General features: G+C 66.7%; 27 protein-coding genes. 14 read left to right on the top strand and 13 right to left on the bottom strand.

Annotation, left to right across the window (positions count from 1 at the left end; translation table 11 throughout):
* Positions 1 to 9: 9 nt before the first annotated feature.
* From ACLKM7_RS00990 to ACLKM7_RS00975, 4 genes are read right to left on the bottom strand one after another with little or no spacing between them, the layout of a single operon-like run.
* Positions 10 to 492, bottom strand: a complete 483-nt coding sequence (locus tag ACLKM7_RS00990; RefSeq protein WP_436445144.1) for a SixA phosphatase family protein — start codon at positions 490 to 492, stop codon at positions 10 to 12.
* Positions 489 to 1,412: an agmatinase family protein gene (locus tag ACLKM7_RS00985; RefSeq protein WP_436445143.1), complete on the bottom strand. Its 924-nt coding sequence runs from the start codon at positions 1,410 to 1,412 to the stop codon at positions 489 to 491. The genes ACLKM7_RS00990 and ACLKM7_RS00985 overlap by 4 nt, the downstream gene beginning before the upstream one ends.
* Before the next feature lie 20 nt (positions 1,413 to 1,432).
* A complete protein-coding gene (locus ACLKM7_RS00980) occupies positions 1,433 to 1,807 on the bottom strand; it encodes a gamma-glutamylcyclotransferase family protein (protein WP_436445142.1) in 375 nt (124 codons plus the stop codon).
* A 19-nt stretch (positions 1,808 to 1,826) separates the two neighbouring features.
* Positions 1,827 to 3,098 carry a DUF445 domain-containing protein gene (locus tag ACLKM7_RS00975; protein ID WP_436445141.1) on the bottom strand — a complete coding sequence of 424 codons (1,272 nt, stop codon included), beginning with the start codon at positions 3,096 to 3,098 and terminating at the stop codon, positions 1,827 to 1,829.
* 76 nt (positions 3,099 to 3,174) lie between these two features.
* On the opposite strand from ACLKM7_RS00975, the gene ACLKM7_RS00970 reads away from it, so the two are divergent.
* Entirely contained in the window at positions 3,175 to 3,492 is a 318-nt protein-coding gene (locus ACLKM7_RS00970; protein ID WP_436445140.1) for a hypothetical protein, read from the top strand.
* A 5-nt stretch (positions 3,493 to 3,497) separates the two neighbouring features.
* On the opposite strand, the gene ACLKM7_RS00965 is transcribed toward ACLKM7_RS00970, so the two are convergent.
* The 3 genes from ACLKM7_RS00965 to ACLKM7_RS00955 form a co-directional block, all read right to left on the bottom strand.
* The gene (locus tag ACLKM7_RS00965) at positions 3,498 to 4,676 is read right to left on the bottom strand and encodes an acyl-CoA dehydrogenase family protein (RefSeq protein ID WP_436445752.1); all 1,179 of its coding nucleotides are present in this window, start codon (positions 4,674 to 4,676) and stop codon (positions 3,498 to 3,500) included.
* A 71-nt stretch (positions 4,677 to 4,747) separates the two neighbouring features.
* A complete protein-coding gene (locus tag ACLKM7_RS00960) occupies positions 4,748 to 5,524 on the bottom strand; it encodes an alpha/beta fold hydrolase (RefSeq protein ID WP_436445139.1) in 777 nt (258 codons plus the stop codon).
* A gap of 31 nt (positions 5,525 to 5,555) precedes the next feature.
* Positions 5,556 to 6,053 carry a MarR family winged helix-turn-helix transcriptional regulator gene (locus tag ACLKM7_RS00955; protein ID WP_436445138.1) on the bottom strand — a complete coding sequence of 166 codons (498 nt, stop codon included), beginning with the start codon at positions 6,051 to 6,053 and terminating at the stop codon, positions 5,556 to 5,558.
* Positions 6,054 to 6,202: 149 nt separating this feature from the next.
* Between ACLKM7_RS00955 and ACLKM7_RS00950 the strand changes: the two genes are divergently transcribed.
* Positions 6,203 to 6,586 carry a DUF7882 family protein gene (locus ACLKM7_RS00950; RefSeq protein ID WP_436445137.1) on the top strand — a complete coding sequence of 128 codons (384 nt, stop codon included), beginning with the start codon at positions 6,203 to 6,205 and terminating at the stop codon, positions 6,584 to 6,586.
* An 18-nt stretch (positions 6,587 to 6,604) separates the two neighbouring features.
* The gene (locus ACLKM7_RS00945) at positions 6,605 to 7,009 is read left to right on the top strand and encodes a pilus assembly protein CpaE (protein WP_436445136.1); all 405 of its coding nucleotides are present in this window, start codon (positions 6,605 to 6,607) and stop codon (positions 7,007 to 7,009) included.
* A 21-nt stretch (positions 7,010 to 7,030) separates the two neighbouring features.
* On the opposite strand, the gene ACLKM7_RS00940 is transcribed toward ACLKM7_RS00945, so the two are convergent.
* Entirely contained in the window at positions 7,031 to 8,236 is a 1,206-nt protein-coding gene (locus ACLKM7_RS00940) for an MFS transporter (RefSeq protein ID WP_436445135.1), read from the bottom strand.
* 401 nt (positions 8,237 to 8,637) lie between these two features.
* Here ACLKM7_RS00940 and nrdH point away from each other — a divergent pair, with 401 nt between their 5' ends.
* From nrdH to ACLKM7_RS00915, 5 genes are all read left to right on the top strand, one after another.
* Positions 8,638 to 8,871: a glutaredoxin-like protein NrdH gene (nrdH, locus tag ACLKM7_RS00935; protein WP_109210303.1), complete on the top strand. Its 234-nt coding sequence runs from the start codon at positions 8,638 to 8,640 to the stop codon at positions 8,869 to 8,871.
* A gap of 1 nt (position 8,872) precedes the next feature.
* Positions 8,873 to 9,322 carry a class Ib ribonucleoside-diphosphate reductase assembly flavoprotein NrdI gene (nrdI, locus tag ACLKM7_RS00930; RefSeq protein WP_168910923.1) on the top strand — a complete coding sequence of 150 codons (450 nt, stop codon included), beginning with the start codon at positions 8,873 to 8,875 and terminating at the stop codon, positions 9,320 to 9,322.
* A gap of 5 nt (positions 9,323 to 9,327) precedes the next feature.
* Positions 9,328 to 11,460, top strand: a complete 2,133-nt coding sequence (gene nrdE, locus ACLKM7_RS00925) for a class 1b ribonucleoside-diphosphate reductase subunit alpha (protein ID WP_436445750.1) — start codon at positions 9,328 to 9,330, stop codon at positions 11,458 to 11,460.
* A 32-nt stretch (positions 11,461 to 11,492) separates the two neighbouring features.
* Positions 11,493 to 12,467, top strand: coding sequence for a class 1b ribonucleoside-diphosphate reductase subunit beta (gene nrdF / locus ACLKM7_RS00920; protein WP_436445134.1), 975 nt, complete (start codon positions 11,493 to 11,495; stop codon positions 12,465 to 12,467).
* Positions 12,468 to 13,365: 898 nt separating this feature from the next.
* Positions 13,366 to 13,515, top strand: a complete 150-nt coding sequence (locus ACLKM7_RS00915) for a hypothetical protein (protein WP_436445133.1) — start codon at positions 13,366 to 13,368, stop codon at positions 13,513 to 13,515.
* Between the two features lie 961 nt (positions 13,516 to 14,476).
* Here ACLKM7_RS00915 and ACLKM7_RS00910 read toward each other — a convergent pair.
* The 3 genes from ACLKM7_RS00910 to ACLKM7_RS00900 all read right to left on the bottom strand — a co-directional run bounded on the left by ACLKM7_RS00910 (position 14,477) and on the right by ACLKM7_RS00900 (position 16,829).
* Positions 14,477 to 15,790, bottom strand: coding sequence for a flavin monoamine oxidase family protein (locus ACLKM7_RS00910; RefSeq protein ID WP_436445132.1), 1,314 nt, complete (start codon positions 15,788 to 15,790; stop codon positions 14,477 to 14,479).
* An 11-nt stretch (positions 15,791 to 15,801) separates the two neighbouring features.
* Positions 15,802 to 16,143, bottom strand: a complete 342-nt coding sequence (locus ACLKM7_RS00905; RefSeq protein WP_436445131.1) for a cupin domain-containing protein — start codon at positions 16,141 to 16,143, stop codon at positions 15,802 to 15,804.
* Between the two features lie 98 nt (positions 16,144 to 16,241).
* The gene (locus tag ACLKM7_RS00900; protein WP_436445130.1) at positions 16,242 to 16,829 is read right to left on the bottom strand and encodes a TetR/AcrR family transcriptional regulator; all 588 of its coding nucleotides are present in this window, start codon (positions 16,827 to 16,829) and stop codon (positions 16,242 to 16,244) included.
* A gap of 249 nt (positions 16,830 to 17,078) precedes the next feature.
* Here ACLKM7_RS00900 and ACLKM7_RS00895 point away from each other — a divergent pair, with 249 nt between their 5' ends.
* The 5 genes from ACLKM7_RS00895 (at position 17,079) to ACLKM7_RS00875 (ending at position 22,549) form a co-directional block, all read left to right on the top strand.
* Positions 17,079 to 18,485 (top strand): APC family permease, encoded by a 1,407-nt coding sequence (locus tag ACLKM7_RS00895; protein WP_436445128.1) that lies wholly within the window; start codon positions 17,079 to 17,081, stop codon positions 18,483 to 18,485.
* Positions 18,486 to 18,510: 25 nt separating this feature from the next.
* Positions 18,511 to 19,326 (top strand): MoaF C-terminal domain-containing protein, encoded by an 816-nt coding sequence (locus ACLKM7_RS00890; RefSeq protein WP_436445127.1) that lies wholly within the window; start codon positions 18,511 to 18,513, stop codon positions 19,324 to 19,326.
* A gap of 33 nt (positions 19,327 to 19,359) precedes the next feature.
* Positions 19,360 to 20,769 (top strand): aldehyde dehydrogenase family protein, encoded by a 1,410-nt coding sequence (locus tag ACLKM7_RS00885; RefSeq protein WP_436445749.1) that lies wholly within the window; start codon positions 19,360 to 19,362, stop codon positions 20,767 to 20,769.
* 111 nt (positions 20,770 to 20,880) lie between these two features.
* Complete coding sequence (locus ACLKM7_RS00880) at positions 20,881 to 21,693, top strand: SDR family NAD(P)-dependent oxidoreductase (protein WP_436445126.1); 813 nt, start codon at positions 20,881 to 20,883, stop codon at positions 21,691 to 21,693.
* A gap of 34 nt (positions 21,694 to 21,727) precedes the next feature.
* Positions 21,728 to 22,549 carry an SDR family NAD(P)-dependent oxidoreductase gene (locus ACLKM7_RS00875; RefSeq protein WP_436445125.1) on the top strand — a complete coding sequence of 274 codons (822 nt, stop codon included), beginning with the start codon at positions 21,728 to 21,730 and terminating at the stop codon, positions 22,547 to 22,549.
* On the opposite strand, the gene ACLKM7_RS00870 is transcribed toward ACLKM7_RS00875, so the two are convergent.
* Positions 22,498 to 23,607, bottom strand: a complete 1,110-nt coding sequence (locus ACLKM7_RS00870; protein ID WP_436445124.1) for a class I SAM-dependent methyltransferase — start codon at positions 23,605 to 23,607, stop codon at positions 22,498 to 22,500. The two genes, ACLKM7_RS00875 and ACLKM7_RS00870, sit on opposite strands and share 52 nt — an antisense overlap.
* A gap of 74 nt (positions 23,608 to 23,681) precedes the next feature.
* Here ACLKM7_RS00870 and ACLKM7_RS00865 point away from each other — a divergent pair, with 74 nt between their 5' ends.
* Entirely contained in the window at positions 23,682 to 24,146 is a 465-nt protein-coding gene (locus tag ACLKM7_RS00865) for a DUF3817 domain-containing protein (protein WP_436445123.1), read from the top strand.
* Positions 24,147 to 24,155: 9 nt separating this feature from the next.
* On the opposite strand, the gene ACLKM7_RS00860 is transcribed toward ACLKM7_RS00865, so the two are convergent.
* Positions 24,156 to 24,527, bottom strand: coding sequence for a VOC family protein (locus tag ACLKM7_RS00860; protein WP_168910917.1), 372 nt, complete (start codon positions 24,525 to 24,527; stop codon positions 24,156 to 24,158).
* Between the last annotated feature and the right edge of the window lie 80 nt (positions 24,528 to 24,607).

The raw sequence follows: 24,607 nt of genomic DNA, 5'->3' as shown, positions 1-24,607 counted from the left end.
GCGGCGAGCTCAGCGGGGTGTGTCGAGCGTCCACTCGGCGGGATCGAGGGCGGTCGCCACATCCCAGTCCCCGTCGTCCCAGCGGAACGTCGCGACGGCGCACGTGGGCATGTGGGCGATGCCGTCGCCCGACAGCTGAGCCGCGAGCACGCTCATCCCGGGGTCGTGCGCCACGACGAGCACCGATCGGACGCCGGTCGCCGCGGCGGCGGCAAGCAGGGCGCGCGCCGGCGCTCCATAGAGCTCGGGGTCGAGCGTCACGGCGGCGCCGAGCTCTTCGGCGAACGCCTCGGCCGTCGTGCGGGCCCGCACCGCGGTGCTCGACACAAGCGCGTCGGGCCGGAATCCCGTCTCGGCAAGCCGCCGCGCCATGCGCGGCGCGTCGCGCCGGCCACGATCGTTCAGCGGGCGGTCGTGGTCGTCGAGGTGAGGGTCGCCCCAGTCCGACTTGGCGTGCCGCACGAGCACGAGCGTGATCCCCGCGCCGGTCATCGCGCGATCGCCTTTCCCGCGAGAAGTTCGAGGACGCACAGCGCCGCGAGCCGCACGGTGCGCCCGTCGGGGGCATCCGCCGTCGCGTCCACCTCGACGATGTCGGCGCTGTGCACGCGGGAATCGGATGCCGCGGCTCGCACGAGCGCACGCAGCTCCCAGGCCTGCAGCCCGCCGGGCACCGAGGCCGGGCAGCCGGGAGCGACCGCCCGGTCGCACACGTCGACGTCGATGTCGAGATGGATCCGGCCGCCGTCGGAGCCCGCGATCGCGAGCGCGTGGGCGACTACGTCCGGGATGCCGCGGCGCCGCACCTCGTCGAGGGTGATGACGGTGATGCCGAGGTCGATGGCGCGGCGCGCGTACGCGGCGGAGTTGGCGAAGTCGGCGATGCCCACCTGCACGATGCGGTGGGGGTCCATGCCGGCCTCGACGAGCCGTCGCACCGGGGACCCGTTCGACACGCCGTCGCGCAGGTCGAAGTGCGCGTCGAGGGTGATCAGTCCGGAGGCTGCCGCACCCTGCGCGACCGCGTACGTGATCGAGTTGTCGCCGCCGAGCGCCACGACGAGGCCGGCGCGCTCTCTGAGGGACGCGACGGCGGTGCGGACGGATGCCTCGCCGGCCGGTCCGTCCGGCTCATCGACGTCGCCGGCGTCCGCGATGCGCAGCACCTCGCCGAGGTCGATCGGCGGCGGTCCGATGAGCGTGGGACTGAAGCGGCGCAACGCCGCCCGGACGGCGGCGGGCGTGGCGTGGGCTCCCGTCGGCGAGAGCGACGTGCGGAATGCCGGGAGACCCAGCACCGCGGCATCCCATCCGCCATCGTCGCCGATTCGCGGCCAGCCGCCCGCGCGAGGCCACAGCGGATCGACGGAGAGCTGGTCGGCGGCAGGCGGCGGGTCAGCGGGAGACGTCACCCCACGACGCTACCGCCGTGTCATGCCGAGACGTAGACCCAGGCCGTGCGTCCGCTGGCCAGCACGACCGACGCCCGCCGGTAGAGGGCGACCTCGTACTCGTCCGACGCGTCGAGTTCGTCGTCGGTGACCCACAGCGCCCTGCCGAGCACCTTGTCGAGCGGGTTGCCCGTGGCGCGCACGATCGGATGCACCGAGAGCCCCGACAGGTCCACCACGCGCGGGTCCGCGATCTCGGCATAGTCGACGGTGTAGCCCGGCAGCGCATCGTCGTCGCCCGCAATCAGGCGCCCGAACGTGTCGAGCTGCACGTCGGCGTGCTGGAGCGTGCCGTAGCTGAAGAGGAGTTGCGTGGGTTCATCCGTGGGCTGGTCGATGGGCTCGTCGCGCGACACGGCTTCAGGGTAGCCCGTCTCACCCCAGCAACGCGTGGGCGACGGAGAAGATGGCGAGCCCCGCGAGCGCGCCGACGATCGTGCCGTTCAGGCGGATGTACTGCAGGTCGCGCCCGACCATGAGCTCGATCTTCTCGGTCGTCTCGGCGGGGTCCCACCGCTCCACCGTGTCGGTGATGATCGACGCGATGTCGTGGCGGTAGCGCTCGACGAGGAAGACGGCGGCGCCGGTCGCCCAGGAGTCCACACGGCGCTGGAGTGCGGCATCCGTCGTCAATCGCTCGCCGATCTCGGCCAGCGCCCGCGCCGCGCGGCGCCGTAGACCGCTGTCGGGGTCGGCGAGAGAACGCAGCAGTCCGGCTTTCGCGGTGTTCCACGCCTCGGCGGCGAGCGCCCGCATGCGCGGGCTGTCGAACACCGCGTGCTTGGCGTCTTCGAGCCGGCCGATCGTGGCGGGGTCGCGCTGCAGGTTGTCGGCGAGACGCTCGAGGTACCCGTCGACCGCGCGGCGGGCGGGATGATCGGCGTCGGCACGGATCGCCGCCACGAACTTGACCGCCTCGTTGTACACGGTGTCGTCGACGAGTCGGTGCGCGACCGAGGGGACCCACGACGGCAGCCGTCGCGAGACGAGACCGCTGAACGCGGCTTGGTTGGTGCCCAGCCACGTCGCGATGTTCTCCAGCGCCATGTCGACCGCGCCGTGGTGCGCACCTGATTCGACGATGCGCCCGAGCCATTCGCCCAGCGGCGGACCCCACTCCGGGGCGATCAGATGTTCGCGCGCGAGGTCTTCGATGACATCCTGCACGTCGTCGTCACTGAGGGCCTGCAGCACGCCGGCGGCCATGACCGAGGCCTCGGCCGCCACACGCTCGGCGTGCGGGGGATGCCGCAGCCAGTCGCCGAGCCTCGACGCGATCGCCGTCGCCTCGAGCTTGGTGCGCACCACATCGCCGCGGAGGAACTCGGTCTCGACGAACTCGCCGAGGGTGCGTCCGATCTCGTCCTTGCGGCTGGGGATGATCGCGGTGTGCGGGATGGGGATTCCGAGCGGATGCCGGAACAGAGCCGTCACCGCGAACCAGTCGGCGAGCGCGCCGACCATGCCGCCCTCGGCCGCCGCACGCACGTACGTGAGCGCGGGAACCTGCTGCTGGAACGCGAACGAGATGGCGAACAGCACGGCCATGAACACCAGCGCGCCCAGTGCGACACCCTTCATGAATCGCAGTCCGCGCCGGCGCTCCTGGTCGGCCGCGCTCAGTAGGTGGGTCGGAGTTCGCGCCATGCGGTCATCCTCGCACGGGCGCCCATATGCGCCGCGAGCCCTTCCGTCGCGCCCCGGATCATCGCAGGATGGGCTCATGACCTCGCACCAGCCCGTCGTCCGCGTGTGGCGCGGCGTGATCCGCACACAGGAGCGCGACGAGTACGTCGAGTACGTCGAACGCACTGGGATGGGGGAGTACCGGTCGACGCCGGGCAACCTCGACGCCTGGATCCTCACGCGCGACCTCGGCGACGGCACGACCGAGATCCTCACGGTGTCGCGGTGGGAGTCGATGAACGCCGTCCGCGAATTCGCCGGGGCCGACGTCGACGCCGCGGTGTACTACCCCGAGGACGACGACTTCCTGGTGCAGCGCGACGAGACCGTGCGCCACTACATCCAGGACGCCTGAGTCCGCTACTCCTCCAACGGCCCGAGCCACGCGCTCGCGACCGTCGAGTGCGCCGACTCGGGGTCGGAGGGGTGGAACAGCCCCGCCAGCACGTCGCGGTAGAGGCGGCCGAGCTCATTGCGTGAGAAGTACGACGAGCCGCCCGCGACCAGCACGGCGTCGTCCACGATGGCCTTCGCCGCAGTGACGGCCCGGTGCTTGACGCCCGCCAGCAGCGAGAACCACCGTGGACCGTGATCGGCGAGCTCGTCGACGTCGCAGCAAAGCGCCTCGATCTGCGGCGGCAGCGCGTCGTACGCGAGTGCCATGCCGGCGATGCGCCAGCGGATGTCGGGATCCTGGCTGTACGCCTTGCCGGTGCGCTTCGACGTGCGGGTGCCGGCGGCCGTGACCGCGAGATCCAGCGCCCGGCGCGCGATCCCGGTGTACACCGACGCCAGGAGCAGCTCGAAGACGCTGAAGATGCCGAACACGAGGGGATCGGGGTTCGGGCCGGGCGTGAGCCGTCGCACCACGCGGTCAGCCGGAGCGACTGCGCCGTGCAGCTCGGTCGTGCGGGACTGCGTCGCCCGCATGCCCAGGGTGTCCCAGTCGTCGCGCACCACCACGCGGTCCGCCTGCATCTCGGACCGCGGCACGAACGCGTACACCATCTGCGGGGCGTCCGGCGACGACGTGTCCAGGCCGTGCAGGCCGAGCTGGGTCCACACCGGGGCGAGCGAGGTGAAGATCTTGGTGCCTGTGAACGCATAGCTCCCGTCAGGGAGGGGCGCGGCATCCGTCCCGCTCCCGAACAGCACCAGGTCGTTGCCGGCCTCGCTGATGCCGAACGCGAACACCTCGCCGGCCGCGGCTCCCTCCTGCACGAATCGCAGGGCGTCGATGCCGCGGTCCGCCATCACCTTCGCGACACCCGTCCACACCAGATGCATGTTGATCGCGAGGGCGGTGGCAGGTGCCGCTCCCGCCAGCCGCTGCTGCAGGACGGATGCCTCGGCCAGCCCCAGCCCCAGACCGCCCAGCTCACGAGGCACGAGGATGCCCAGGTAACCGGCTTGCTTCAGGTCGGCGAGGTCGTCATCGGGAAAGGTGTTCTCGCGATCGTGCGCGGCGGCGCGTCCGCGCACGCGCTCGAGCAGCTCATCGGACAGGATCGCGGTCGGGTCGAAGTCGGCGGTCACGATCCCATTGTGGCCGCGTGCGGCGCGTCGTGGGCCGGGTCGGGCGGATGCCGGCGCTGCACTCCGCGGGCTGCTCAGCGGTTGAAGCCCCAGCCCTCGAGGGCATCACGGAGTGCCGCGAGCGTCGCCTCGGGCTGATCGCGGTGCGGCGAGTGGCCGGCGCCTGGCACCACCGACATCGCGAACCGCGGATTCCGGGTCACGACGGACTCCGCCGGCTTGCCGCGGAAGATCGAGTAGACGGCGGGGTCCGACGCGATCACATGTGTGGGCACGTCCACGCGGATCGCGGCATCCGTCACGTCCCACGTCTCGTTCTGCGAGCTGGTCTGCTCGACCGCCCACCGGCTCGCCTGCTGCGCCGACACCGCCTTCAGCTCGATGTCGTGCTCGTGCCAGCCGGGGTGCTCCGCCCGCACGGCGGCTTGGCTCGGATCCTCGAACGAGCGCGTCTGGCTGTCTCGCACGATCTCGCGGTCGCGGTCGGTGAGCGCGATCGCCGGGTCGACGAGGACGAGGTGGCGGGTCCACTGCGGATCGTCCGCGACGGCGACGACGGATGCCGCGCCCCCGAGAGAGTGCGCGATGACGAGGTCCCACGCGCCGCCGTCCGATGGGCGCGTCTGAGCCAGATCGGCCGCGTACGCGGCGATGCGGTAGTCCAGTGCTCGCGGGGCCGTGCCGTGACCGCGCAGGTCCACGGCATCCGCCCGCCAGCCGGCATCAGCCAGCGCCACGCCATAGCGCCACATCAGCGCTCCGTTCGAGCCGAGGCCGTGGACGAGGAGCGCTCGACGGGAGGCGGTGACGAACCCCCACGTCAGGCGGGGGAGGAGCACCGGGGCAGACACGGCCTCCAGCCTAGGGCGGCCTCGTGCCGCGTCACACGAACTTGTCGAGTTCCTTCGCGATGCGACGCACGACGTCGGCCGCGCACTCGGCCTCGTGCTCGGGCAGTTCGTTGATGACGGCGACGATCGCGGAGTGGTGCGGCGCGAAGGAGTCGTCCACGCGCTGGACCGCAGCATCGGTCGCGACGAGGTAGTGGGCGCGCCGATCGGTCGGGTGATCGACACGCTGGACGTAGTCGCGTGCGACGAGTCGGTCCACGACGTTGGTGACGGTCGCGCTCGACGTGTTGAGCATCACCATGAGGTCTTTGGGGCCGAGGTCTCGGCCATCACGCCGACCCTGGACGAGGTAGCGCAGGGCGGTGAGGTCCATGGTCGAGAGTTCAGACGACTGCTGCGCCTGTTCCATCTGATCGCGCTCAGCACGCCACAGGTGAAGGATCGCCTCGCTCAGCCTGCGACCGGCATCGGTCTCGGGCTGTTCGGCGTACAGGTGCTCACTTTCGTGACGGACGACGGTGAGTGGCATGGCAGACCTCCGCGAAGCTTCGTGCGCCTCAGCATAGTACACCACGCATTAGGACAGATGCATGATTTCTTAGTTAGTAAACTACATATACACTGAACTAGAAATACACTGCACGAGATACAGTGTAGACACACGAGAAGGGGAGAGACATGGCGCACCTTTACTACGGGTCCGAGACCGGCCCCGCTGAAATCCCCGACCGGGTCCTGGCGCACGTGAAAGTCGTCGTGACCACCAAGCTCCGCCGCGGCGAGAGCTTCCTCCTCACATGGCGGCACTTCGACGGCCATGCGCCGGGTCGCACTTCTATCTGGATGCAGCCGTCGATCCCATTGCGGTTCGTCTTCGCGAACCCCGATCCCGAGCCTCTGGACGGAGAGTACCTGCGGGACCTCGCGAACCAGGCCAACTCGAGCGGCGGCATCGTGCTCGAGTGGCAGGAGGAGGCGGCTTCGCTCCCCGAGCCGGCGTTCGCCTCGGCGCCGGCCGCGCAGGTTGCACGCAGTGAGGCGGGAGAGCTCGTCGCGGCGTGATGGTCCCACAATGGAGGGATGATCTCGACGGAAATGGCTGTCGCGCTGCGCGATGCCGGGCTGGTGTGGCACCCGAGCTCGGGTGACCGGTTCCAGCTCGACGAGCCCGAGTTCGAGGCCGACGTCTTCACTGTCAGTGAGATGACGATCGAGCCGCGCGAGTACCCGACCGGACGGATCCTCGCCTTCAACGGCACGACGGAGTGGGCGCTGGACTCCGTGGCGCTCGAGGACGCGCTGTGGCTGCCGCACGAGCACCAGTTGCGTGAGCTGCTCCGCGGCGCGTTCCGGGCGCTGCGGCGGCTGCCCGACACTCACGAGGTCGAGATCGTGCTCGGTGACGAGCAGCGTGCGTTCCAGCATCCCGAACCTGCCGATGCGTACGCGCTCGCCGTGCTCGAGCTGCTGCGCCGCATCGCGTAGCCCTCGCAGCGCCGGCCCGCGTCAGCCGATCGTCTGGACGGGCTCGGTGTCGGGGATCGGGCTCGCATCGCGATCGCGCAGGTCGGGGAAGCCGCGAACGAAGATGATGGCGACCGCCAGGCCGGCGACGGCGAACCCGCTTCCGGCGATCAGCGCGCCCGTCGGTCCGATGTCGTCGATGAGGAATCCGGCGATCGCCGATCCCGCGGCGGCGCCGATGAGCTGGCCGGTGCCGATCCACCCGAACGCCTCGGCGGTGTCGCTGAACTTCACGCTCGCCGAGGTCATCGCGTAGATCACCGCCAGCGCGGGGGCGATCCCCGCTCCCGCGAGCAGAAGCGTGCCTCCGAGCCACCACACGTTGAGCGAGATCACGGTCAATGCGATGCCCACCGTGAAGATCCCCAGGCGTCGGGCCATCGCCCAGCGACCGATGGGCAGGTGGCCGAACGACAGGCCACCCGCCAGGCTGCCCACGGCGAACACGCCGAGGACGAGACCCGCTTCGAGGCCGCCGTGATCGAACGTGGCGACGACGCCGGCCTCCACCGCCGCGCACGCGCCGATGAGGAGGAATCCGACGATCGTCGCGAGCAGCACGGGCGGTCTGGCCAGGACGCGGCCCAGGCGACGGCGGCTGCGCGGTATGCGCACGCGGCCGACCTCGGGGGAGAGGATGAACCACGCGCCACCGCCGATGAGCGTCGCCACGATGAGCAGCAGCGCCGGGACGGTGCCCGCCTGCGTGGCGACGAACGTGATGAGCACCGGCGCGAAGATCCAGATGATCTCCTGCAGCGACGCATCGAGCGAGAAGAGCGGGGTGAGCTGCCTGGACGTGACCATCTTGGGGTAGATCGTGCGCACGGCCGATTGGACCGGCGGCGTGGCCAGGCCGCAGATCAGGCCCAGCGCCATGTACGCGGGCACCGGGAGCGAGAAGAGGGCGATCGCCGCGAGCGACGCGGCGCAGACGGCGAGCGTCGCCGTGAGCACCCGGCGCATGCCCCAGCGGCCCATCCATCGGCTGGTCACCGGGCCGGCGACCGCCTGGCCGATCGAGGTGGCCGCCAGCACCAGGCCGGCGGCGCCGTAGGAGCCGGTCACATGCTCGATGTGCAGCAGGATCGCCAGGCTCGTCATGCCGTTCGGGAAGCGCGCGGTCAGCTGTGCGGCGATGATGCGGCCGACTCCCGGAGTGCGAAGGAGATCACCGTAGCCAGCCACTGGACAACGCTACTGCGCCGTGCCGCTCTGCCATGCACGGGGCGTCCCCGCACGCCGGCGCGCGACACGCCGCGACACGCCGAGGACGCCATCCACAGGCACATCCGATGTCGGAGGCCGCGCGTAGCGTCCGCTCTGTGGATGGATGCGGCCGCGGCATCCGAAACGCGCGTGATTCAGGGATTTTCCAGACTCGTGATCGCGTCGCCGGCTGTGGATGAATCGGTGGAGAACCTGTGTTGTACATGGGGACAACGGTGGAAAATCACACGGATGTAACTACTAGCCCTTGTGGTGCTATCGAATGTCGGTACCCATATGTAGTATTGGACTCCCGGTGGGGGGCCTGCCGGAGAATCACCCGGATTCTTCCGGAAGAGTACTGAGGAGAGCAGATCGACATGGCGATCACGGTCTACACGAAGCCCGCGTGCGTACAGTGCACGGCGACCTACCGAGCGCTGGACTCGAAGGGCATCGAATACGAAATCCACGACCTCTCACAGGACCCCGCGGCCCTCGAGCAGGTCAAGGCGCTCGGCTACCTCCAGGCGCCCGTCGTCATCACCGACGAAGACCACTGGTCGGGCTTCCGTCCCGACAAGATCGACGAACTCGCCTCGCGTCTGGCCTGACATGTCGGCGCTCACGACGCGGCGCGTCGTGACGGATGCGCCGCTGCTGGTCTACTTCTCGAGCATCTCGGGGAACACGGCGCGCTTCATCGACAAGCTGGGCGCACGGGCGGTGAGGATCCCCCTTCACGGGACCGATCCGCCGCTCGTGGTAGACGAGCCCTTCATCCTCGTCACGCCGACCTATGGCGGAGGCCAGGGGCGGGGCGAGGAGAAGGGCGCCGTTCCCAAGCAGGTGATCCGGTTCCTCAACGACGAGCGCAACCGGCGCCACATCCGCGGAGTCATCTCCGCGGGAAACACCAACTTCGGCGAGCACTTCTGTCTCGCCGGCGACATCATCAGCCGCAAGTGCCACGTGCCGCACTTGTACCGGCTCGAGGTATTCGGCACGCCTGAAGACGTGGAACGCGTGAGCGAGGGATTGGAAAGATGGCAGACACTGCACTGACCGAGATGACATTCAAGACAGAGGCGCGCTTCGAAGGCATGGACTACCACGCCCTCAACGCGATGCTCAACCTGTACGACGCCAACGGCAAGATCCAGTTCGACGCCGACAAGCGCGCCGCACGGGAGTACTTCCTGCAGCACGTGAACCAGAACACGGTGTTCTTCCACTCGCTCAAGGAGCGCCTGGACTACCTGGTCGAGAAGGAGTACTACGAGCCCGCCGTGCTCGAGAAGTACTCGTTCGAGTTCATCCAGAAGCTCAACGACTTCGCCTACGGCAAGAAGTTCCGCTTCGAGACGTTCCTCGGAGCGTTCAAGTACTACACCAGCTACACGCTCAAGACCTTCGACGGCAAGCGCTACCTCGAGCGCTTCGAAGACCGCGTCGTCATGACCGCCCTCGCCCTCGCCGACGGCGACGAGCAGCTTGCGACCAGCCTCGTCGACGAGATCATCTCGGGCCGGTTCCAGCCGGCGACCCCGACGTTCCTCAACGCCGGCAAGGCCCAGCGCGGCGAGCTCGTCTCGTGCTTCCTGCTGCGCATCGAGGACAACATGGAGTCGATCTCGCGCGGCATCAACTCGTCGCTGCAGCTGTCCAAGCGCGGCGGCGGCGTCGCCCTGCTGCTGTCGAACATCCGCGAGTCGGGTGCGCCGATCAAGCAGATCGAGAACCAGTCCTCGGGCATCATCCCCGTGATGAAGCTGCTCGAAGACAGCTTCAGCTACGCCAACCAGCTCGGAGCACGCCAGGGCGCCGGCGCGGTCTACCTCAACGCCCACCACCCCGACATCATGCGGTTCCTCGACACCAAGCGCGAGAACGCCGACGAGAAGATCCGCATCAAGACGCTGTCGCTCGGTGTCGTCGTTCCCGACATCACGTTCGAGCTCGCCAAGAACGGCGAGGACATGTACCTCTTCTCGCCGTACGACGTCGAGCGCGTCTACGGAGTGCCCTTCGGCGACATCTCGGTCACCGAGAAGTATCGCGAGATGGTCGACGACCCGCGGATCAAGAAGACGAAGATCAACGCGCGCGAGTTCTTCCAGACGCTCGCCGAGATCCAGTTCGAATCGGGTTATCCGTACATCATGTTCGAAGACACGGTGAACAAGGCCAACCCGATCAAGGGCCGCATCAACATGTCGAACCTCTGCAGCGAGATCCTGCAGGTGAACACTCCGACGACGTTCAACGAGGACCTGTCCTACAACCAGATCGGCAAGGACATCTCGTGCAACCTGGGTTCGCTCAACATCGCGCTGGCGATGGACGGCGGTGACCTGGCCAGGACCGTGGAGACCAGCATCCGCGCGCTCACCGCGGTGAGCGACCAGAGCCACATCCGCTCGGTGCGCTCGATCGAGGACGGCAACGACCGGTCGCACGCCATCGGCCTGGGCCAGATGAACCTGCACGGCTATCTCGCTCGCGAGCACGTGTACTACGGCTCGGAAGAGGGCGTCGACTTCACGAACATCTACTTCTACTCGGTGCTGTTCCACGCTCTGACCGCCTCGAACAAGATCGCGATCGAGCGCGGCCAGGTGTTCGACGGCTTCTGGGACTCGAAGTACGCCACGGGCGAGTTCTTCGACAAGTACATCGAGCAGGAGTGGGTTCCGGCCACCGACAAGGTCAAGGACATGTTCGCCGGTCACCACATCCCGACGCAGGACGACTGGCGCCAGCTCAAGGCCTCGATCCAGCAGTACGGCATCTACAACCAGAACCTGCAGGCGGTGCCCCCGACCGGCTCCATCTCCTACATCAACAACTCGACGAGCTCGATCCACCCGATCGCCGCGAAGGTCGAGATCCGCAAGGAGGGCAAGCTCGGTCGCGTGTACTACCCGGCCGCGTTCATGACCAACGACAACCTGGAGTACTACCAGGACGCCTACGAGATCGGCTACGAGAAGGTCATCGACACGTACGCCGCCGCGACGCAGCACGTCGACCAGGGTCTGTCGCTGACGCTGTTCTTCAAGGACACCGCGACCACGCGCGACATCAACAAGGCGCAGATCTACGCGTGGCGCAAGGGCATCAAGACGATCTACTACATCCGCCTCCGCCAGATGGCGCTGGAGGGCACGGACATGGCGGAGTGCGTCTCGTGCACACTTTGACAGTCTGATCTGGGATTTTAGGAAGAGAGAACATGAGCGAGAAGCTCCAGCTCCTGGATCACGTCCAGGCCATCAACTGGAACCGCATCGAGGACGACAAGGACCTCGAGGTGTGGAACCGCCTCGTCAACAACTTCTGGCTGCCCGAGAAGGTGCCGCTGTCCAACGACATCCAGTCGTGGAACACGCTCACTCCCGAGGAGCGGACCCTGACGATGCGGGTGTTCACGGGACTGACGCTGCTCGACACCATCCAGGGCACGGTGGGCGCCGTCTCGCTCATCCCGGATGCGATCACGCCGCACGAAGAAGCGGTGTACACCAACATCGCGTTCATGGAGTCGGTGCACGCGAAGTCCTATTCATCGATCTTCTCGACGCTGTGCTCGACGAAGGAGATCGACGAGGCCTTCCGGTGGTCGGTCGAGAACGAGAACCTTCAGAAGAAGGCTCGGATCGTCATGGAGTACTACCGAGGAGACGAGCCGCTCAAGCGCAAGGTCGCCTCGACCCTGCTCGAGTCGTTCCTGTTCTACTCCGGCTTCTACCTGCCGATGCACTGGTCGTCGCGGGCGAAGCTGACCAACACCGCTGACCTCATCCGCCTCATCATCCGTGACGAGGCCGTGCACGGGTACTACATCGGCTACAAGTTCCAGAAGGGGCTCGAGAAGGTCGACGAGGCGACGCGTGCGGACATCAAGGACTACACGTTCTCGCTGCTGTACGAGCTCTACGACAACGAGATCCAGTACACGCAGGACCTCTACGACGGCGTCGGCCTCACCGAGGACGTCAAGAAGTTCCTGCACTACAACGCCAACAAGGCCCTCATGAACCTGGGCTACGAGGCGATGTTCCCCGCGACCGTCACCGACGTGAACCCGGCGATCCTGTCGGCGCTGTCGCCCAACGCCGACGAGAACCACGACTTCTTCAGCGGGTCGGGCTCGTCGTACGTCATCGGCAAGGCCGAGGCCACCGAGGACGACGACTGGGACTTCTAGGTCCCTGTGCGGCGGCTCGCATTGTGGCATTTCAACTCGCTGAAGTTGGCACACATCATGCGACGTGGCACAGATTGCGTGGTTGGCACATGAAACCACTGGGATCGCAACCAACGCGTGGGTGAGGGCTCTGTGAGTGACTCGAAGCGCGCAAAGCCGGCCGAACTGACGAGGTCTTGGCCGGACAGTGAGTCCAGGGACGCTGCGGGAGAGATCGCGCGGCAGATCGTGCTGAATCTGCGCGTCGCGATGGGGGCGACGAGTGTCAGGGGTGTCGCCCGCGCGGCGGAACTTGACGAGGCCACGGTGCGAAAGGTCCTTGCCGGCGACGTGTGGCCGGACATCCGAACGGTCGCACGACTTGAACAAGCACTCGGGGCGCGTCTGTACCCGAGGTAGTGGACACCGATGGCGCCAAGGGTGCAGAAGCCCACGTACATCTCGATGCGCCTGCACTAGTGAGCGAGATCGCGTACGACGTCGAAGCCGCGTGAGAAGAGCTCCTCACGAAGGCGCCAGGTCGACAGCCCACCGAGGTGCGTGACCTCGTCGCCAGCGTGCTCGCGAGTCGAGGCATTCTGCCAACGCAGCTCCGCGACCGCCTGACTCAGGACCCCGTGAACGGGATGGCTGCCTAAGCGGCGTCCTCATTCTGGCAAGGTAGTCATCACAGAAGCACGAGACTCAGCTGCTCTTCGCGGAGGGGCTGTGGCCGTCTGCGAATGTGTGGCTCCAGCATGGAGACGTTAGTCGCGCGGCCAAGGTCCTGGCATACTCCGTGTTGCTCGCGGGTGAGGGACATGGTGGGCTGGATCGCTCGCGACTCTCTGAGGATGAGATCGCGTTGCGACGGGACGGGCTACTTGCGGCGGTACGGGCAGTTGCTTACGCGGGAAACATGCTCTCCATGGACGTCATTCCGGTTGAGCTGCGGGAGCGGCTGAAGCCCGAGCTCGTAAAGGCGCTCGTGAAGCATGGCGCCACGCGGGCCGACGCCCTCAAGTTCATCGACTTCATCGAGGAGTTTGTCGGGGGAGACGTCGCGTAACGGCGTTGTATTGCAGTAGCGCGGATAGCCCACTCGCAAGTAGAGGCGGCGGTAGCCAGCATTGGGGGCTCGCGGTCGGTTTGGGCGAGTTTTCGTCGGCCCCCACCTCCGCGCCAGCTAAGCCACTCGATGATCAGTGAGACTGGCTCGCCTTCTTCCAATGCCTCTCTTGCGGATCTGTTCTCGAGCTCGTCGACGGGGAACGTCATTAGACGCTGTACGAAATAGGGGTGATCGTGGGGCGTAAGCGTTGCGATGACCGCTTTCAGGCCGGGCAGCAACCGACCATCGTCCGTGAGCTGCCATGGCGGAATAGCGATGGCGCCTCCGATGACTACACTCGTCAACTCCCCGTCCTGGACGAGCTGTCGCACAGCCAGGGACTCAACATTCAGCATGCCTGCAACGTCATCGAGGGTGGGCCAGCTGCGAAGCTCCGCAGCAATGACCTCCGCTGACCACTGTTCGTGTTCTTGGCTTTGAAGTCGCGCCTCCTCTGACAACGCGCGTCCTGGGACCCCAGCTGCCAGGGCGAAAGCGATTTCGGCATCCGTGAGTGACTTACCGGAGTTGGGAAGATCTGGTTCCGGCTGCATTCGACGTCTCCGCAATGTCCAATTTGGGGTCCGCGTGAACGCCCAGTTGCGCGCTCTCCGGAGTGCGCGGTGGATCGTCGAACGCCCCACGCCCAACGCAGTTCCGATCTCCGCCACGGTGAGGCTATCCGCCGGGAGCGGAGCGCGACAAGGCACTGACCGGCCTAATGCGCTCGCTTCGATCTGCTGGTTTCGAGGACTGGCAGGATGGGCGCACGATGTGGCGAGTTGCGTGTCGGGAGTAGTCGCATCACTTGAACCTTCGGGACACCCGAGCTTCGGGGTCGTCCTGCGTGAGTGCCGGCTCCTGTTGACTTTCGGGAAGGGTCGAACCTGCAGGCGGTCACACTCTGTCGCCGCATCGGTCAGACGACTCGAGGGGGCGCTAGTTCCGCGGTTTGCATGACGGTGCGTGCGGCCTTGAGGCCACTGTCAATGGCCCCGTCAATGAAGCCGCACCAGCCGTCGGCTACGTCCGAGCCGGCAAGCAGCACTCGTCCTTGCGGTCGTTGCAGCGCCTCGAGCGAGCGGGTGAGGAACCCCGTGCGATGCATCGGCCAAGTCTCGTGCGCGAACGCGTCGGCGACCCAGTCGTGGGCTGCGCTCTCGACCACACGGACGTGGGGCATCAATCGCCGCAGCACCTCTTGAATCGCGTCTAGGTCCCCGGGATCGATGGCGCCAGCATCCGGGCCGAAGCCGATGACGAACGTTCGTCCGTCTCGGACGTACTCGGATTGGAAGAAGTTCAGTGGCCAGTCCTCTCCGCCGAACGCGACGAATGCGGGGTGCTCTCCGTCGATGGTGAACCAGATCTTCGTGCCGAGTCCCAGTTGACCCAGCTCGACGGCGCCGTTGATCTCTTCTGACAGCGGGGGAGTGAAGGCCACTCGTGGAAGTGCGTGGAGAGGAATGGTGACGACGACATGGTCGGTAGTGCGGACCGAGCCGTCAGCGCTGGTCACCACTACCTGGCTGTCTTCCTGTGTGATGGTTTGCACGTCCGCGTTGAAGCGGACGTCGGCGTCGATGTCCCACAGCATCGCCTCAGCGAGTGCTGACGTGCCACCCGCGACCTTGTAGCTGGCGCACGCCTCGAACATCACCTTCCAGTCGCCGTTCGCCAAGGCCGCCCATCTGAGTGCTTGCGTGAAGGCCGCGTCGTCGATGCGGCCATTGAAGTTGAGCGTCCAGAACGAGCGAAGAAGCGTGGCCTGGTCTGGTGTAAGAGGCAGCGAGTCGATCTGGTCCCGCAGCGAGAGCCCGTCGATTTCGGCCGCGCGGGGCGAGGACAGAGCGTCGAACGGTTGCGGGAAGACGTCCCGCGCACCCGCCAAGAGGAGTCTGTTCGGGTGGTCGAGCAACTCCAGCAGTTCGCTAGGCGTGCCGACGCGTGCTCGGCTTCCATCCCACCAATAGGCGTCCTGCGGGGTGGGACTCGGGACAAGCCCGATCCCGTACCGGCGCAACTCAGCCCAGACGTGGGGCTGCGTCCAATGCACCCAGGTTCCACCGAGTTCGAGGTCCATGCCCATTCGCTCAGCGAGCCAAGTGCGTCCGCCGACTCTGTCACGTGCTTCGAGGATTGCCACCCGCTTGCCTGCGTGGGAGAGCTCGCGAGCAGCGGTGAGACCGGCAAAGCCCGCTCCGATGACGATGACGTCGTAGTCGTTGGCCACGAATGCTCGATTCAGGAGTAAACGAAGAACTCGACGGTCGGCTCGAGTACGGTCCAGGTGGCCGAAACGCCCTTGTTGATGGATGCTGACCCGCCTGCAGTCAACTCGATCTCCTCGCCGCCGTCCGGCTGAATCCGCACGCGCCCTTCGAGGATGTAGACGGTTTCGTCCGCATGCCCGACAACGACCATCGGGCCAGGCGTCTCGTCAGGGTGAATGAACCAGAAACCGGACGACAGGTCCGCTCGCTCGCCGTCTCCGGGTCGGCGCAGCCACTGGACGACCCCTACCTCGAACGGCTCGGCCGCGTTGCGGTCAAGGGTGCCTGCACTTGTGAACGCTTTGCTTGACATCTGTGTCCTCCTAGGTCCGCAGCAGTGCGGTGAGGAAGACAATAGAGCAAATGCTTAGTTTTGACTACCGCCAGCGATGACCCGCCACGGCTGACCGTCTAGGCAGAGGTGGACGACGTCGCCGGCGCCGATGCCACGGCGATGCCAAGTGCGGCGACGGCATCCTCGAGTTGCTCAGCGGTGATGGATCGGCTGAGGTACTGGAGCATCAGTCCGTCGAGAGCTGCAAAGAGGGCGAGGTTCAGCGGTTCGCTGCTTGGGGCGCCTAGTTTCTCGCGACCGGCCGCGAGTGCGGCTACGTAGCGCTCGTACAGGCGCCGCACTGGTGCTTGCAGCTCTGGCCGGCGGCTGGACTCAAGAATCATCTCGAACTGGAAGATCTCGACATCGGGCTCCGAGAGCACGTTGCTCACCAGTGCGGCGCGGAAGTGCTCAGCATCCGTTGCATACTCGGACAGATCTGCCGCACCGATGGAGCGGTCTGCGCTCCACTCGAGAGCGGCCGCGAGGAGGCCGTCTCTGTTCCCGAAGTAGTGCGCGATGAGAGTGTTATTCACTCCGGCTTCCTCGGCGACCGCGCGAAACGTCAGTCCCCGCAGGCCCTTGCGCGCGACGACCGCGACGGTCGCCTTCAGGAGAGCTTCCCGTCCGTCGCCATAGCCAAGGGCCCTCGATTCGCGGGTCATGCCCTCAGCATAAGCACAGCGTTGCGGCCTGGGTCCAACCGTGACCACTGATCCGGAAGTGCCCTCTTGACGGCAGTAGGGAACCGGGCGTAACTTTCCACTAAGCAAATGCTTAGTTCCATGAACTCAGCTTCGCGTAGAGATGCCCTTACCCGAACAGAGCGAAGATTCCGTTCGCTCGCCGCGATGACCTGGTCCAAAGGAGTACCCGTGAGCAATGCGACAGAACACCCCCTGACTGCTCCGCAGATGGGGCAGACAAACCTGAAGGCGAACAGCCTCGGGTTCATCGGGGTGGCATTCTTTGTCATCTCCGCCGCGGCTCCGATGGCCGCATTCGTCGGAGCCAGCCCGGTCATCTTCTCCATCATGGGACCGGTCGTTCCCCTGACCTACGTGCTCGTCGCGGCCGTCATTGCGGTGTTCGCGATTGGCTACCTGAAGATGAGCCGACACGTCGTTAGCGCAGGCGGTTTCGTCGCCTACATCGCACGCGGCCTAGGCCGGCACGCCGCGACGGGGGCCGCTGGCATCGTCGTCGTGACATACATCGCCCTGCAGATCGGACTGTGGTCACAGTTCGGTGTCTTCGCCCAGCAACTCTTCGCTACGTTCCTCGGGATCGACCTGCCCGTGTGGGTGTGGTGCCTTGGATTCTTGATCCTCACGACTGGCCTGACAATGCTCGGCGTAGACCTGAACCTTCGGATCCTCGGCGTGCTCCTCATCCTTGAGATCATCGCTGTTGCCGCGCTCATCATCGGCGTGTTCGCAAACTCGGCTGGCAAGGACCTCTCGCTCGTCAGCTTCGCGCCCTCCGGCCTCGTGCAGCCGGGCCTTGGTGTGGCGATCCTGTTCGTCTTCGCGTGCTTCACCACGTTCGAGGCCACGACGGTCTTCAGCGAAGAAGCACGCGAGCCCCGCCGCACCATCCCGCGCGCGCTTTTCGCCGTCATCATCTTCGTTGGGGTTTTCTACACTCTCGCCACCTGGGCCGTCAGCGTCGCGGTCGGACCTGACAACGTCCAGGAAGCCGCCGCCAATGACCTCGCGGGCATCATCTTCGCAGTTGCCCGCGACTTCGTCGGCCCGTGGCTGGACGTGCTGATGCAGGTCCTCGTCGTGTCGAGTTTCATCGCGATGCTCATCGGGGTGCAGAACATGTTCGCCCGCTACATGTACGCTCTCGCCCGCGCCCGCGCGCTGCCTCAGCCGCTCGCCCAGGTCACCAAGCGTTCGCAGGCCCCGGCACGTGCTGCCCTCGTCAACGGCATCGTCGTCGGTGTCATCCTGATGGCATTCCTCTGGTCCGGCGCCGATCCCATCACCGTCGTGTTCGCGTGGTTCGTCGCCCTCGGCACCATCGGATTCGTCGTGATGATGGCGTTCGCATCGGTCGCTATCGTGGTCTTCTTCATCCGCGAGAAGCTCGAGAGCGGATTTTGGACCACTCGAGTGGCACCGTTCTCCGCCGTGGCCCTCATGGTCGCGGTGCTCATCATCTCAATCCTCAATTACAACGCGCTGCTGTTCGACGACGGTGTTGTCGCCCGCACGCTCCTGTGGTCGATCCCACTGGCATTCGTCCTCGGCGCCCTGCTGCCGGTGTTCAAGAAGAACGTCGACTTCGAAACCGTCGTCGGCGCCGGTAACTAGCCCCACCCCGTCCGAGAGGAAGACCATGTCGAGCACCCCCAGTCAGCTCGCCCCCACCGAGCAGGGGTTCGTCCCGACCGAGCAATGGCCGGACGTCACCGCCATGCTCGAAGGATTCGGTGAACCCAGCCTCCCCGCCAGCGAGAAGCTCGAAGGCAGCCCTATCGACGTTCGGTTCGAGAACGGGTGGACCATCCGCCACACGTTCGAGGACGGGCAGATCACCTGGGAGATCATCGACGGTGACGGGTCCGGGCTCACAGGAACCCACCCCTATCGTGCTGTCGAAGTTCGCCCCGGCATCTTCTTCGTCGACTTCATCAAGGGTGAAGGCATCCATTCCAGCGACGTCTCCATGGTCATCGACGCATCGGACGGGCGCATCACCGTCGCGGACTCCTCGTTCGTCGACCGCGACGGCCGGGTACGAATGAAGACCGACATCCTTTCCGGCCGCGTCACCGGCGCCGGAGAAATCGAGCCCCGCCCGAACACCAGCGAGCTGGTCGGAAAGCGGATCTACTACCGGTACAGCCCGACGGAGCACTACGAGCACATCTACCTCAACGCAGGCACATTCGTGTGGCACTGCGTGAAGGGCGCGGAAGTCGGTCTCGCGTGCGCCGACCCCATCCAGGTATTCGAACTGGCCGACGGCATCGTGCTGCTCCACTGGAGCGAGCAGGTCATGCCCGTGGAGTCCATCGTCACCATCGACCTCACCAACAAGCGGTCGGTCGGCCGGATGTTCTGCTGGGACGGACCCACTTTGGACACGGTCCACATCCCGTTCGACAGCCAGTTCACCATCCTCGACGACACCCCATACCCGAACGAGTAGTGCACTGCTGCACAACTCTGGGACCTAGGAGAAATCATGACCACCACCACGATCCTCGACGCCATCACCGTTCCTGAAGGCGAAGGGCGCGCCATCCCCGATGCCGCCACACGCGAGACCATCGGCCACGTCCCGGTGCACACCGTCGACGACCTCGAGACCGCCATCGCTGCAGCCCGGGCAGCGCAGCCTGCCTGGAACGCCCTCGGCCACGCCGAGCGGTCGCGCATCCTCAACGCCATCGCCGACGACCTGGAGGCCAACCTCGAGGAACTGGCGCAGATCCTCTCCCGCGAGCAGGGCAAGCCGCTGGACGGACCCAACGCTCGGTTCGAGGTCGGCGCGTGCGCAGCCTGGACGCGGAACGCGGCGGACACCGTCCTTGAACCCGAGGTCGTCTTCGAAGACGGGCCCGCCCGTGCCGAAGTGCACTACGACGCCCTCGGGGTCGTCGGTGCCATCGGCCCATGGAACTGGCCGATGATGATCACGGTCTGGCAGATCGCCCCGTCCCTCCGGATGGGCAACACCGTGGTCGCCAAGCCCAGCAGCTACACCCCGCTGTCGGTGCTCGCCCTCGCCGAGGTCTTCAACCGCCACCTGCCCGACGGCGTCCTCACGGTGATCTCCGGTGACCGTCACGTCGGCGCAGCCATCGCCTCGCACCCGGGCCTCGACAAGATCATGTTCACCGGTTCAACCGAAGCAGGTCGCCGCATCGTCGAGTCCTCCGCGCAGAACCTCGCACGACTGACCCTCGAACTGGGCGGCAACGACCCCGGGATCATCCTCCCCGGGACGGATGTTTCGGCCATCGCCGAGAACCTGTTCTGGGGCTGCTTCATCAACACCGGCCAGACCTGCGCGGCCCTCAAGCGGCTCTACGTTCACGACTCGGTGTACGACCAGGTGGTCGAGACGCTGGCAGGAATGGCGAACGCCATGCCCATGGGTCCAGGCCTCGGCGAAGGCAACGTCCTCGGACCGCTGCAGAACCAGGGCCAGTTCGACATCGTCAAGGACTTGGTGGACGACGCGCGCGCTAACGGAGCCAGGATCGTCGCCGGCGGCGAGCCGGCTGAAGACCTCGGCCCTCTGTTCTACCGCACCACCGTCGTCGCAGACATCGACGACGGCGCCCGACTGGTGGACGAAGAGCAGTTCGGCCCCGCCATCCCCGTCATCCGCTACACCGACGTCGACGACGCCGTCCGTCGAGCCAACGCCTCGGAGCAAGGCCTCGGAGCGTCGGTGTGGTCGAGCGATGTTGACGCCGCCGTCGAAGTGGCGAAGCGCATCCAGGCGGGAACGGTCTGGATCAACCAGCACGGCGCACTCAACCCGGTCGTCCCGTTCGGTGGCACCAAGCAGTCCGGATACGGACAGGAGTTCGGCGTCGCCGGACTCAAGGCGGTCGCAGCACCCAAGGTGATCAGCCGCTGACTGAAGCTGTCGCCTCGATTGACTCCCGAGGCGACCCGAGGGAGGCCGTGAGCGAGCACGGCCTCCCTCACTCTTTCTCACCGCCTGCTCGCCCTGAGGATTGGAACTCGCATGCCCTACTCCGGCTCCACCGTCGACGGCGACGTCGTCCTTGTCACTGGAGGCGGGACCGGAATCGGCGCTGCCATCGCCGAACGGTTCACAACCGAAGGTGCTCGGGTAGTCATAACGGGACGGCGCCCCGAACCGTTGCGGGAGATCGCCGAGCGCATCGGCGCGACGCCGCTGGTCAGCGACGCGGGAAACGCCGCTGACGCGAAGTCAACGCTCCGGACCGTGCTCGAGATGTACGGCCGTATCGACACGCTTGTCTGCAACGCCGGGGGACCCGGCTTCGCCGCGGTGGGCGACACGAGCGACGACGACTGGGCTACGGCGGTTCACGCCAACCTCAACACCACCTTTGTCATGACCCGGGAGTTCCTGCCTGCGCTCATCGAGTCCCGAGGGCGCATCGTGGTCATCTCGTCACTATCTGGACTGTTCGCGGGACCGTCAATGGCCGCGTACACGGCGGCCAAGCACGCACTCATCGGCCTCACGAAGTCGCTGGCACGCGACTACGGCGCTCACGGCGTCCGAGTGAACACCATCTGCCCCGGATGGATACGTACCCCAATGGCCGACGAAGAGATGGATGAGCTCGTCGCAGCCAACGTGTTCTCCAGCCGGGAGTCGGCCTACGAGGCTGTCACTGTCGACCTTCCGCTCGGACGAGCAGGAGCGCCAGCCGAGGTCGCCGCGGTCGCGCGCTTCTTGGGCTCCGCGGAGTCTTCGTACATCACCGGAGCGACCATCGTTGCCGACGGGGGCGCGCACATCGTGGACCTTCCCACGCTCGCTTTCGAAAAGGCGCGAGGATGACCAGCACCGTGCGCGAAGTTGAGGGGCCCCGCTCATGAACCTCGAGCTGACAGGTCACGTCGCGCTGGTCACCGGAGGAGCCTCCGGCGTCGGCCGAGCTTGCGTCAACGCGCTCGTTGCGGAAGGAGCGAGCGTGGTGATCCTTGACCGTTCGACCGCCGGCGCGGATGTGGCGAGGGAGTGGCAGCTGGCCGGAGCGGACGTGAGCTTCATCCAGGCAGACGTCACCGCGGAAGATGAAGTGCGAGCCGCCGTCGCGCGAGTCGTCGAGGAGAGGGGGCGCCTCGACACGGTCTTCCCCATCCGTGGCGAGCGCCCTGTCCGACTGCTGTCGGGCAGGGCGCTCGTCGTTTGTGCTGCCTGGGAGCCGAAAACCGCACAAGTCATCCGAAGTGTCGCCCCGGGTGGAGGGACTGCGGTGGCACTAATCTCAAAACCAGGGCGTCCCCAGCGCCCTCGGAGATGGTGTCCCCAGCACCCCTCCATGCCACGGAGCTCGTTCGCCTTGGGGGAGTTCGATGGCCGTGGCGGCTGGGCCCCGGGCATCCCCTGCCGGGGCCCAGCGTTCGTACCCTGTGCGTGTTCCGCCGAGTGGCGTAATAGAACCGTCGCGCTTCCGTCTCTATCGAAGGGGCGTGTGCCGGACCCCCGATCCGGTGCCCCCGGTCGCGAGTCCCGAGTTCGCGACCATCGGGGGAGCCGGCCAACTCGCGCCGGCCCCCCGGTCATCTCTTCCTGGATGTCCTCGAGCCGTTCCTCGACGGCGATGGCTGTGCCGGCTGGGCGGACGCGTGATGCCGGGCGTCACCGCTTCGTCGAGACCGTCACCGTGAACTTCGCGTTTCGCGCGACCTGACGCGTCGCCCCGACGAGCCGTTCCAGGGCGTGACGGTAGCGCAGCCCTGAGTTCCAGACGGTCCACAGTTCACCACCGGACCGCAGCACGCGCGCAGCATCGGCGAACATACGCGGTGCGATGCCCTCGTGCACGGCGGAGCCGGAGTGGAACGGCGGATTGAGCGCGATGAACGAGGCACTCGAGTCCGGACGATCCGAGAGCATGTCGTCGCGGGCGACCGTGACGCGGTCGCCGACGCCGTTGGCGGAAGCCGTGACGCGGGCCGAGGCGACGGCCGCTGCCGACTGATCGCTCGCGTAGACACGCAGTTCCGGATGCTGTCGGGCAAGGCTTGCGGCGACGACACCGGTGCCGCATGCGAAGTCGATCGCCTCGTCGACGGCGGACAGATCCGAAGGGAGGTGCTCGAGAAGGAAGCGCGTGCCGATGTCGATCGACGTGCCCGCGAACGCACCGCCGAAGGCGCAGACGACGAGGTCGCCGTGGGTGTCGCGCAGGGGTGCGGGATCGCGACCGTCGTGGGGTTCCCGCGCCACGAGCACCCGCGACTTCTGCCGCGCGTGTGTGACGTCGAGACGGCCGAAGTGCTCGCGCAGCACCTCGTTCATCGCGAGCGACATGTGCTTCACACGGCCGCCGGCATACAGCACGACCTCGGGCGCGGCATGCGCCGCGACGAGGCCCGCGATGTCGCGGAGCGCGTCGAGCGACCTGGGCAGCCGCAGCAGTACGACCTGGGCGCACTGCACGAGGTCAGCATCCAGCGGCAGGGACGTGTAATCCCCGGCGAGCCCGAAGCGCTCGGCGTTGGCGACGAGTGCGCGCTCGCCCGTCAGGGGATCCTGATGGGTGCGGATGTTGTGGGCACCGGCATCCGCCGCGCCGAGAGTGAGCGCGCCGTAGCCGTCGCCGATCACCACGAGCGCGCCGTCATCCGCAGCTGCCCGGGCGGACGCCGATTCGTCCAGGAGCAGCCGATCGGCGGCATCGGCGGCCACCAGATCAGGGGCCTCGATGTCGGGCCAGCGGCGCAGCGCGTCCAGCGAGAAGGTCACCGCTCAACGGTAGCCGTCTGCCGTGGCGGCCTGCGGGACGACCGTAGGCTGGAAGACCCGACCCGAGGAGACCTGTGTTCCGCGCGCCCCTGAATCTGTTCCGCACACTGGCGATCGCGGAGGCGATCTCATGGACCCTGCTGATCCTCGGGCTCATCCTGCGGGCGAGTGCGGACCTTTCGATCGCGGTCACGATCGGTGGCGGCATCCACGGTTTCGTCTTCCTCGCGTACGGCGCGACCGCCGTGCTGGTCGCGAAGAATCAGCGGTGGGGTGCCGGTCCGGCGGTGATCGCGATCGCGAGCGCGGTGGTGCCGTACGCTACCATCCCGACCGAGCTGTGGCTCCACCGTTCCGGCAGGCTCGAGGGGCCGTGGCGCCTCGAGCCCACCGGTGATCCCCGCGACGCCGCGTGGCACGACCGGCTCATGCGGTGGTTCCTGCGCCGCCCGTGGACGCTCGCGATCCTGCTCGCGGCCGCCGTCATCGCGGTGTTCGTCATCCTTCTGATCGTTGGCCCGCCCGGCGGCTGGGACTGAGGCGATCGCTCAGTCGCGCGGCGGCAGCTGCTGCAGCGTCCAGGTGTTGCCGTCCGGGTCGTCGAACGTGACGAAGCGGCCCCATGCCTGCTCATCCACACCCTGAGCCTCCACGCCGAGTCCGCGCAGGTGCGCGAGTGCCTCATCGGCATCGGGTACGACGACCTGGATCGTGTTCTGCTGTCCCGGTGCGAGGGTGCTGCCGAGGTTGGTGCCGAAGGCGATGGAGCAGGCCGATCCGGGCGGAGTCATCTGCACGAATCGCAGGCCCTCGTACGGGGTCTGATCGTGATCGGCGTGGAATCCGATGCGCTCGTAGAACTCCTTCGAACGATCGACGTCGCTCACCGGCACGAAGATGAGCTCGATCTTCCAATCCATGGCACTGCCTCCTGTCCGCGGGGCCCCGGCGGCCCTCGTCGCTCACGTTACGCCGCACCCCGGACGTCCGCTGTCCGCGA

The sequence above is a fragment of the Microbacterium sp. I2 genome, from assembly GCF_051364985.1.
In the GTDB taxonomy this organism is placed as follows: domain Bacteria; phylum Actinomycetota; class Actinomycetes; order Actinomycetales; family Microbacteriaceae; genus Microbacterium.
The sequence above is the reverse complement of the archived record's forward strand: the minus strand, read 5'-3'. Positions and strand labels throughout refer to the sequence as shown.

What these genes read in the sequence shown, in the direction of transcription:
- ACLKM7_RS00990 (WP_436445144.1), bottom strand. Translation starts at nt 492, where the DNA reads ATGACCGGCGCGGGGATCACGCTCGTGCTCGTGCGGCACGCCAAGTCG.
- ACLKM7_RS00975 (WP_436445141.1), bottom strand. Translation starts at nt 3,098, where the DNA reads ATGGCGCGAACTCCGACCCACCTACTGAGCGCGGCCGACCAGGAGCGC.
- ACLKM7_RS00970 (WP_436445140.1), top strand. Translation starts at nt 3,175, where the DNA reads ATGACCTCGCACCAGCCCGTCGTCCGCGTGTGGCGCGGCGTGATCCGC.
- ACLKM7_RS00955 (WP_436445138.1), bottom strand. Translation starts at nt 6,053, where the DNA reads ATGCCACTCACCGTCGTCCGTCACGAAAGTGAGCACCTGTACGCCGAA.
- ACLKM7_RS00950 (WP_436445137.1), top strand. Translation starts at nt 6,203, where the DNA reads ATGGCGCACCTTTACTACGGGTCCGAGACCGGCCCCGCTGAAATCCCC.
- ACLKM7_RS00945 (WP_436445136.1), top strand. Translation starts at nt 6,605, where the DNA reads ATGATCTCGACGGAAATGGCTGTCGCGCTGCGCGATGCCGGGCTGGTG.
- nrdH (WP_109210303.1), top strand. Translation starts at nt 8,638, where the DNA reads ATGGCGATCACGGTCTACACGAAGCCCGCGTGCGTACAGTGCACGGCG.
- nrdI (WP_168910923.1), top strand. Translation starts at nt 8,873, where the DNA reads ATGTCGGCGCTCACGACGCGGCGCGTCGTGACGGATGCGCCGCTGCTG.
- nrdE (WP_436445750.1), top strand. Translation starts at nt 9,328, where the DNA reads ATGACATTCAAGACAGAGGCGCGCTTCGAAGGCATGGACTACCACGCC.
- nrdF (WP_436445134.1), top strand. Translation starts at nt 11,493, where the DNA reads ATGAGCGAGAAGCTCCAGCTCCTGGATCACGTCCAGGCCATCAACTGG.
- ACLKM7_RS00915 (WP_436445133.1), top strand. Translation starts at nt 13,366, where the DNA reads ATGCTCTCCATGGACGTCATTCCGGTTGAGCTGCGGGAGCGGCTGAAG.
- ACLKM7_RS00905 (WP_436445131.1), bottom strand. Translation starts at nt 16,143, where the DNA reads ATGTCAAGCAAAGCGTTCACAAGTGCAGGCACCCTTGACCGCAACGCG.
- ACLKM7_RS00900 (WP_436445130.1), bottom strand. Translation starts at nt 16,829, where the DNA reads ATGACCCGCGAATCGAGGGCCCTTGGCTATGGCGACGGACGGGAAGCT.
- ACLKM7_RS00895 (WP_436445128.1), top strand. Translation starts at nt 17,079, where the DNA reads ATGGGGCAGACAAACCTGAAGGCGAACAGCCTCGGGTTCATCGGGGTG.
- ACLKM7_RS00890 (WP_436445127.1), top strand. Translation starts at nt 18,511, where the DNA reads ATGTCGAGCACCCCCAGTCAGCTCGCCCCCACCGAGCAGGGGTTCGTC.
- ACLKM7_RS00880 (WP_436445126.1), top strand. Translation starts at nt 20,881, where the DNA reads ATGCCCTACTCCGGCTCCACCGTCGACGGCGACGTCGTCCTTGTCACT.
- ACLKM7_RS00875 (WP_436445125.1), top strand. Translation starts at nt 21,728, where the DNA reads ATGAACCTCGAGCTGACAGGTCACGTCGCGCTGGTCACCGGAGGAGCC.
- ACLKM7_RS00860 (WP_168910917.1), bottom strand. Translation starts at nt 24,527, where the DNA reads ATGGATTGGAAGATCGAGCTCATCTTCGTGCCGGTGAGCGACGTCGAT.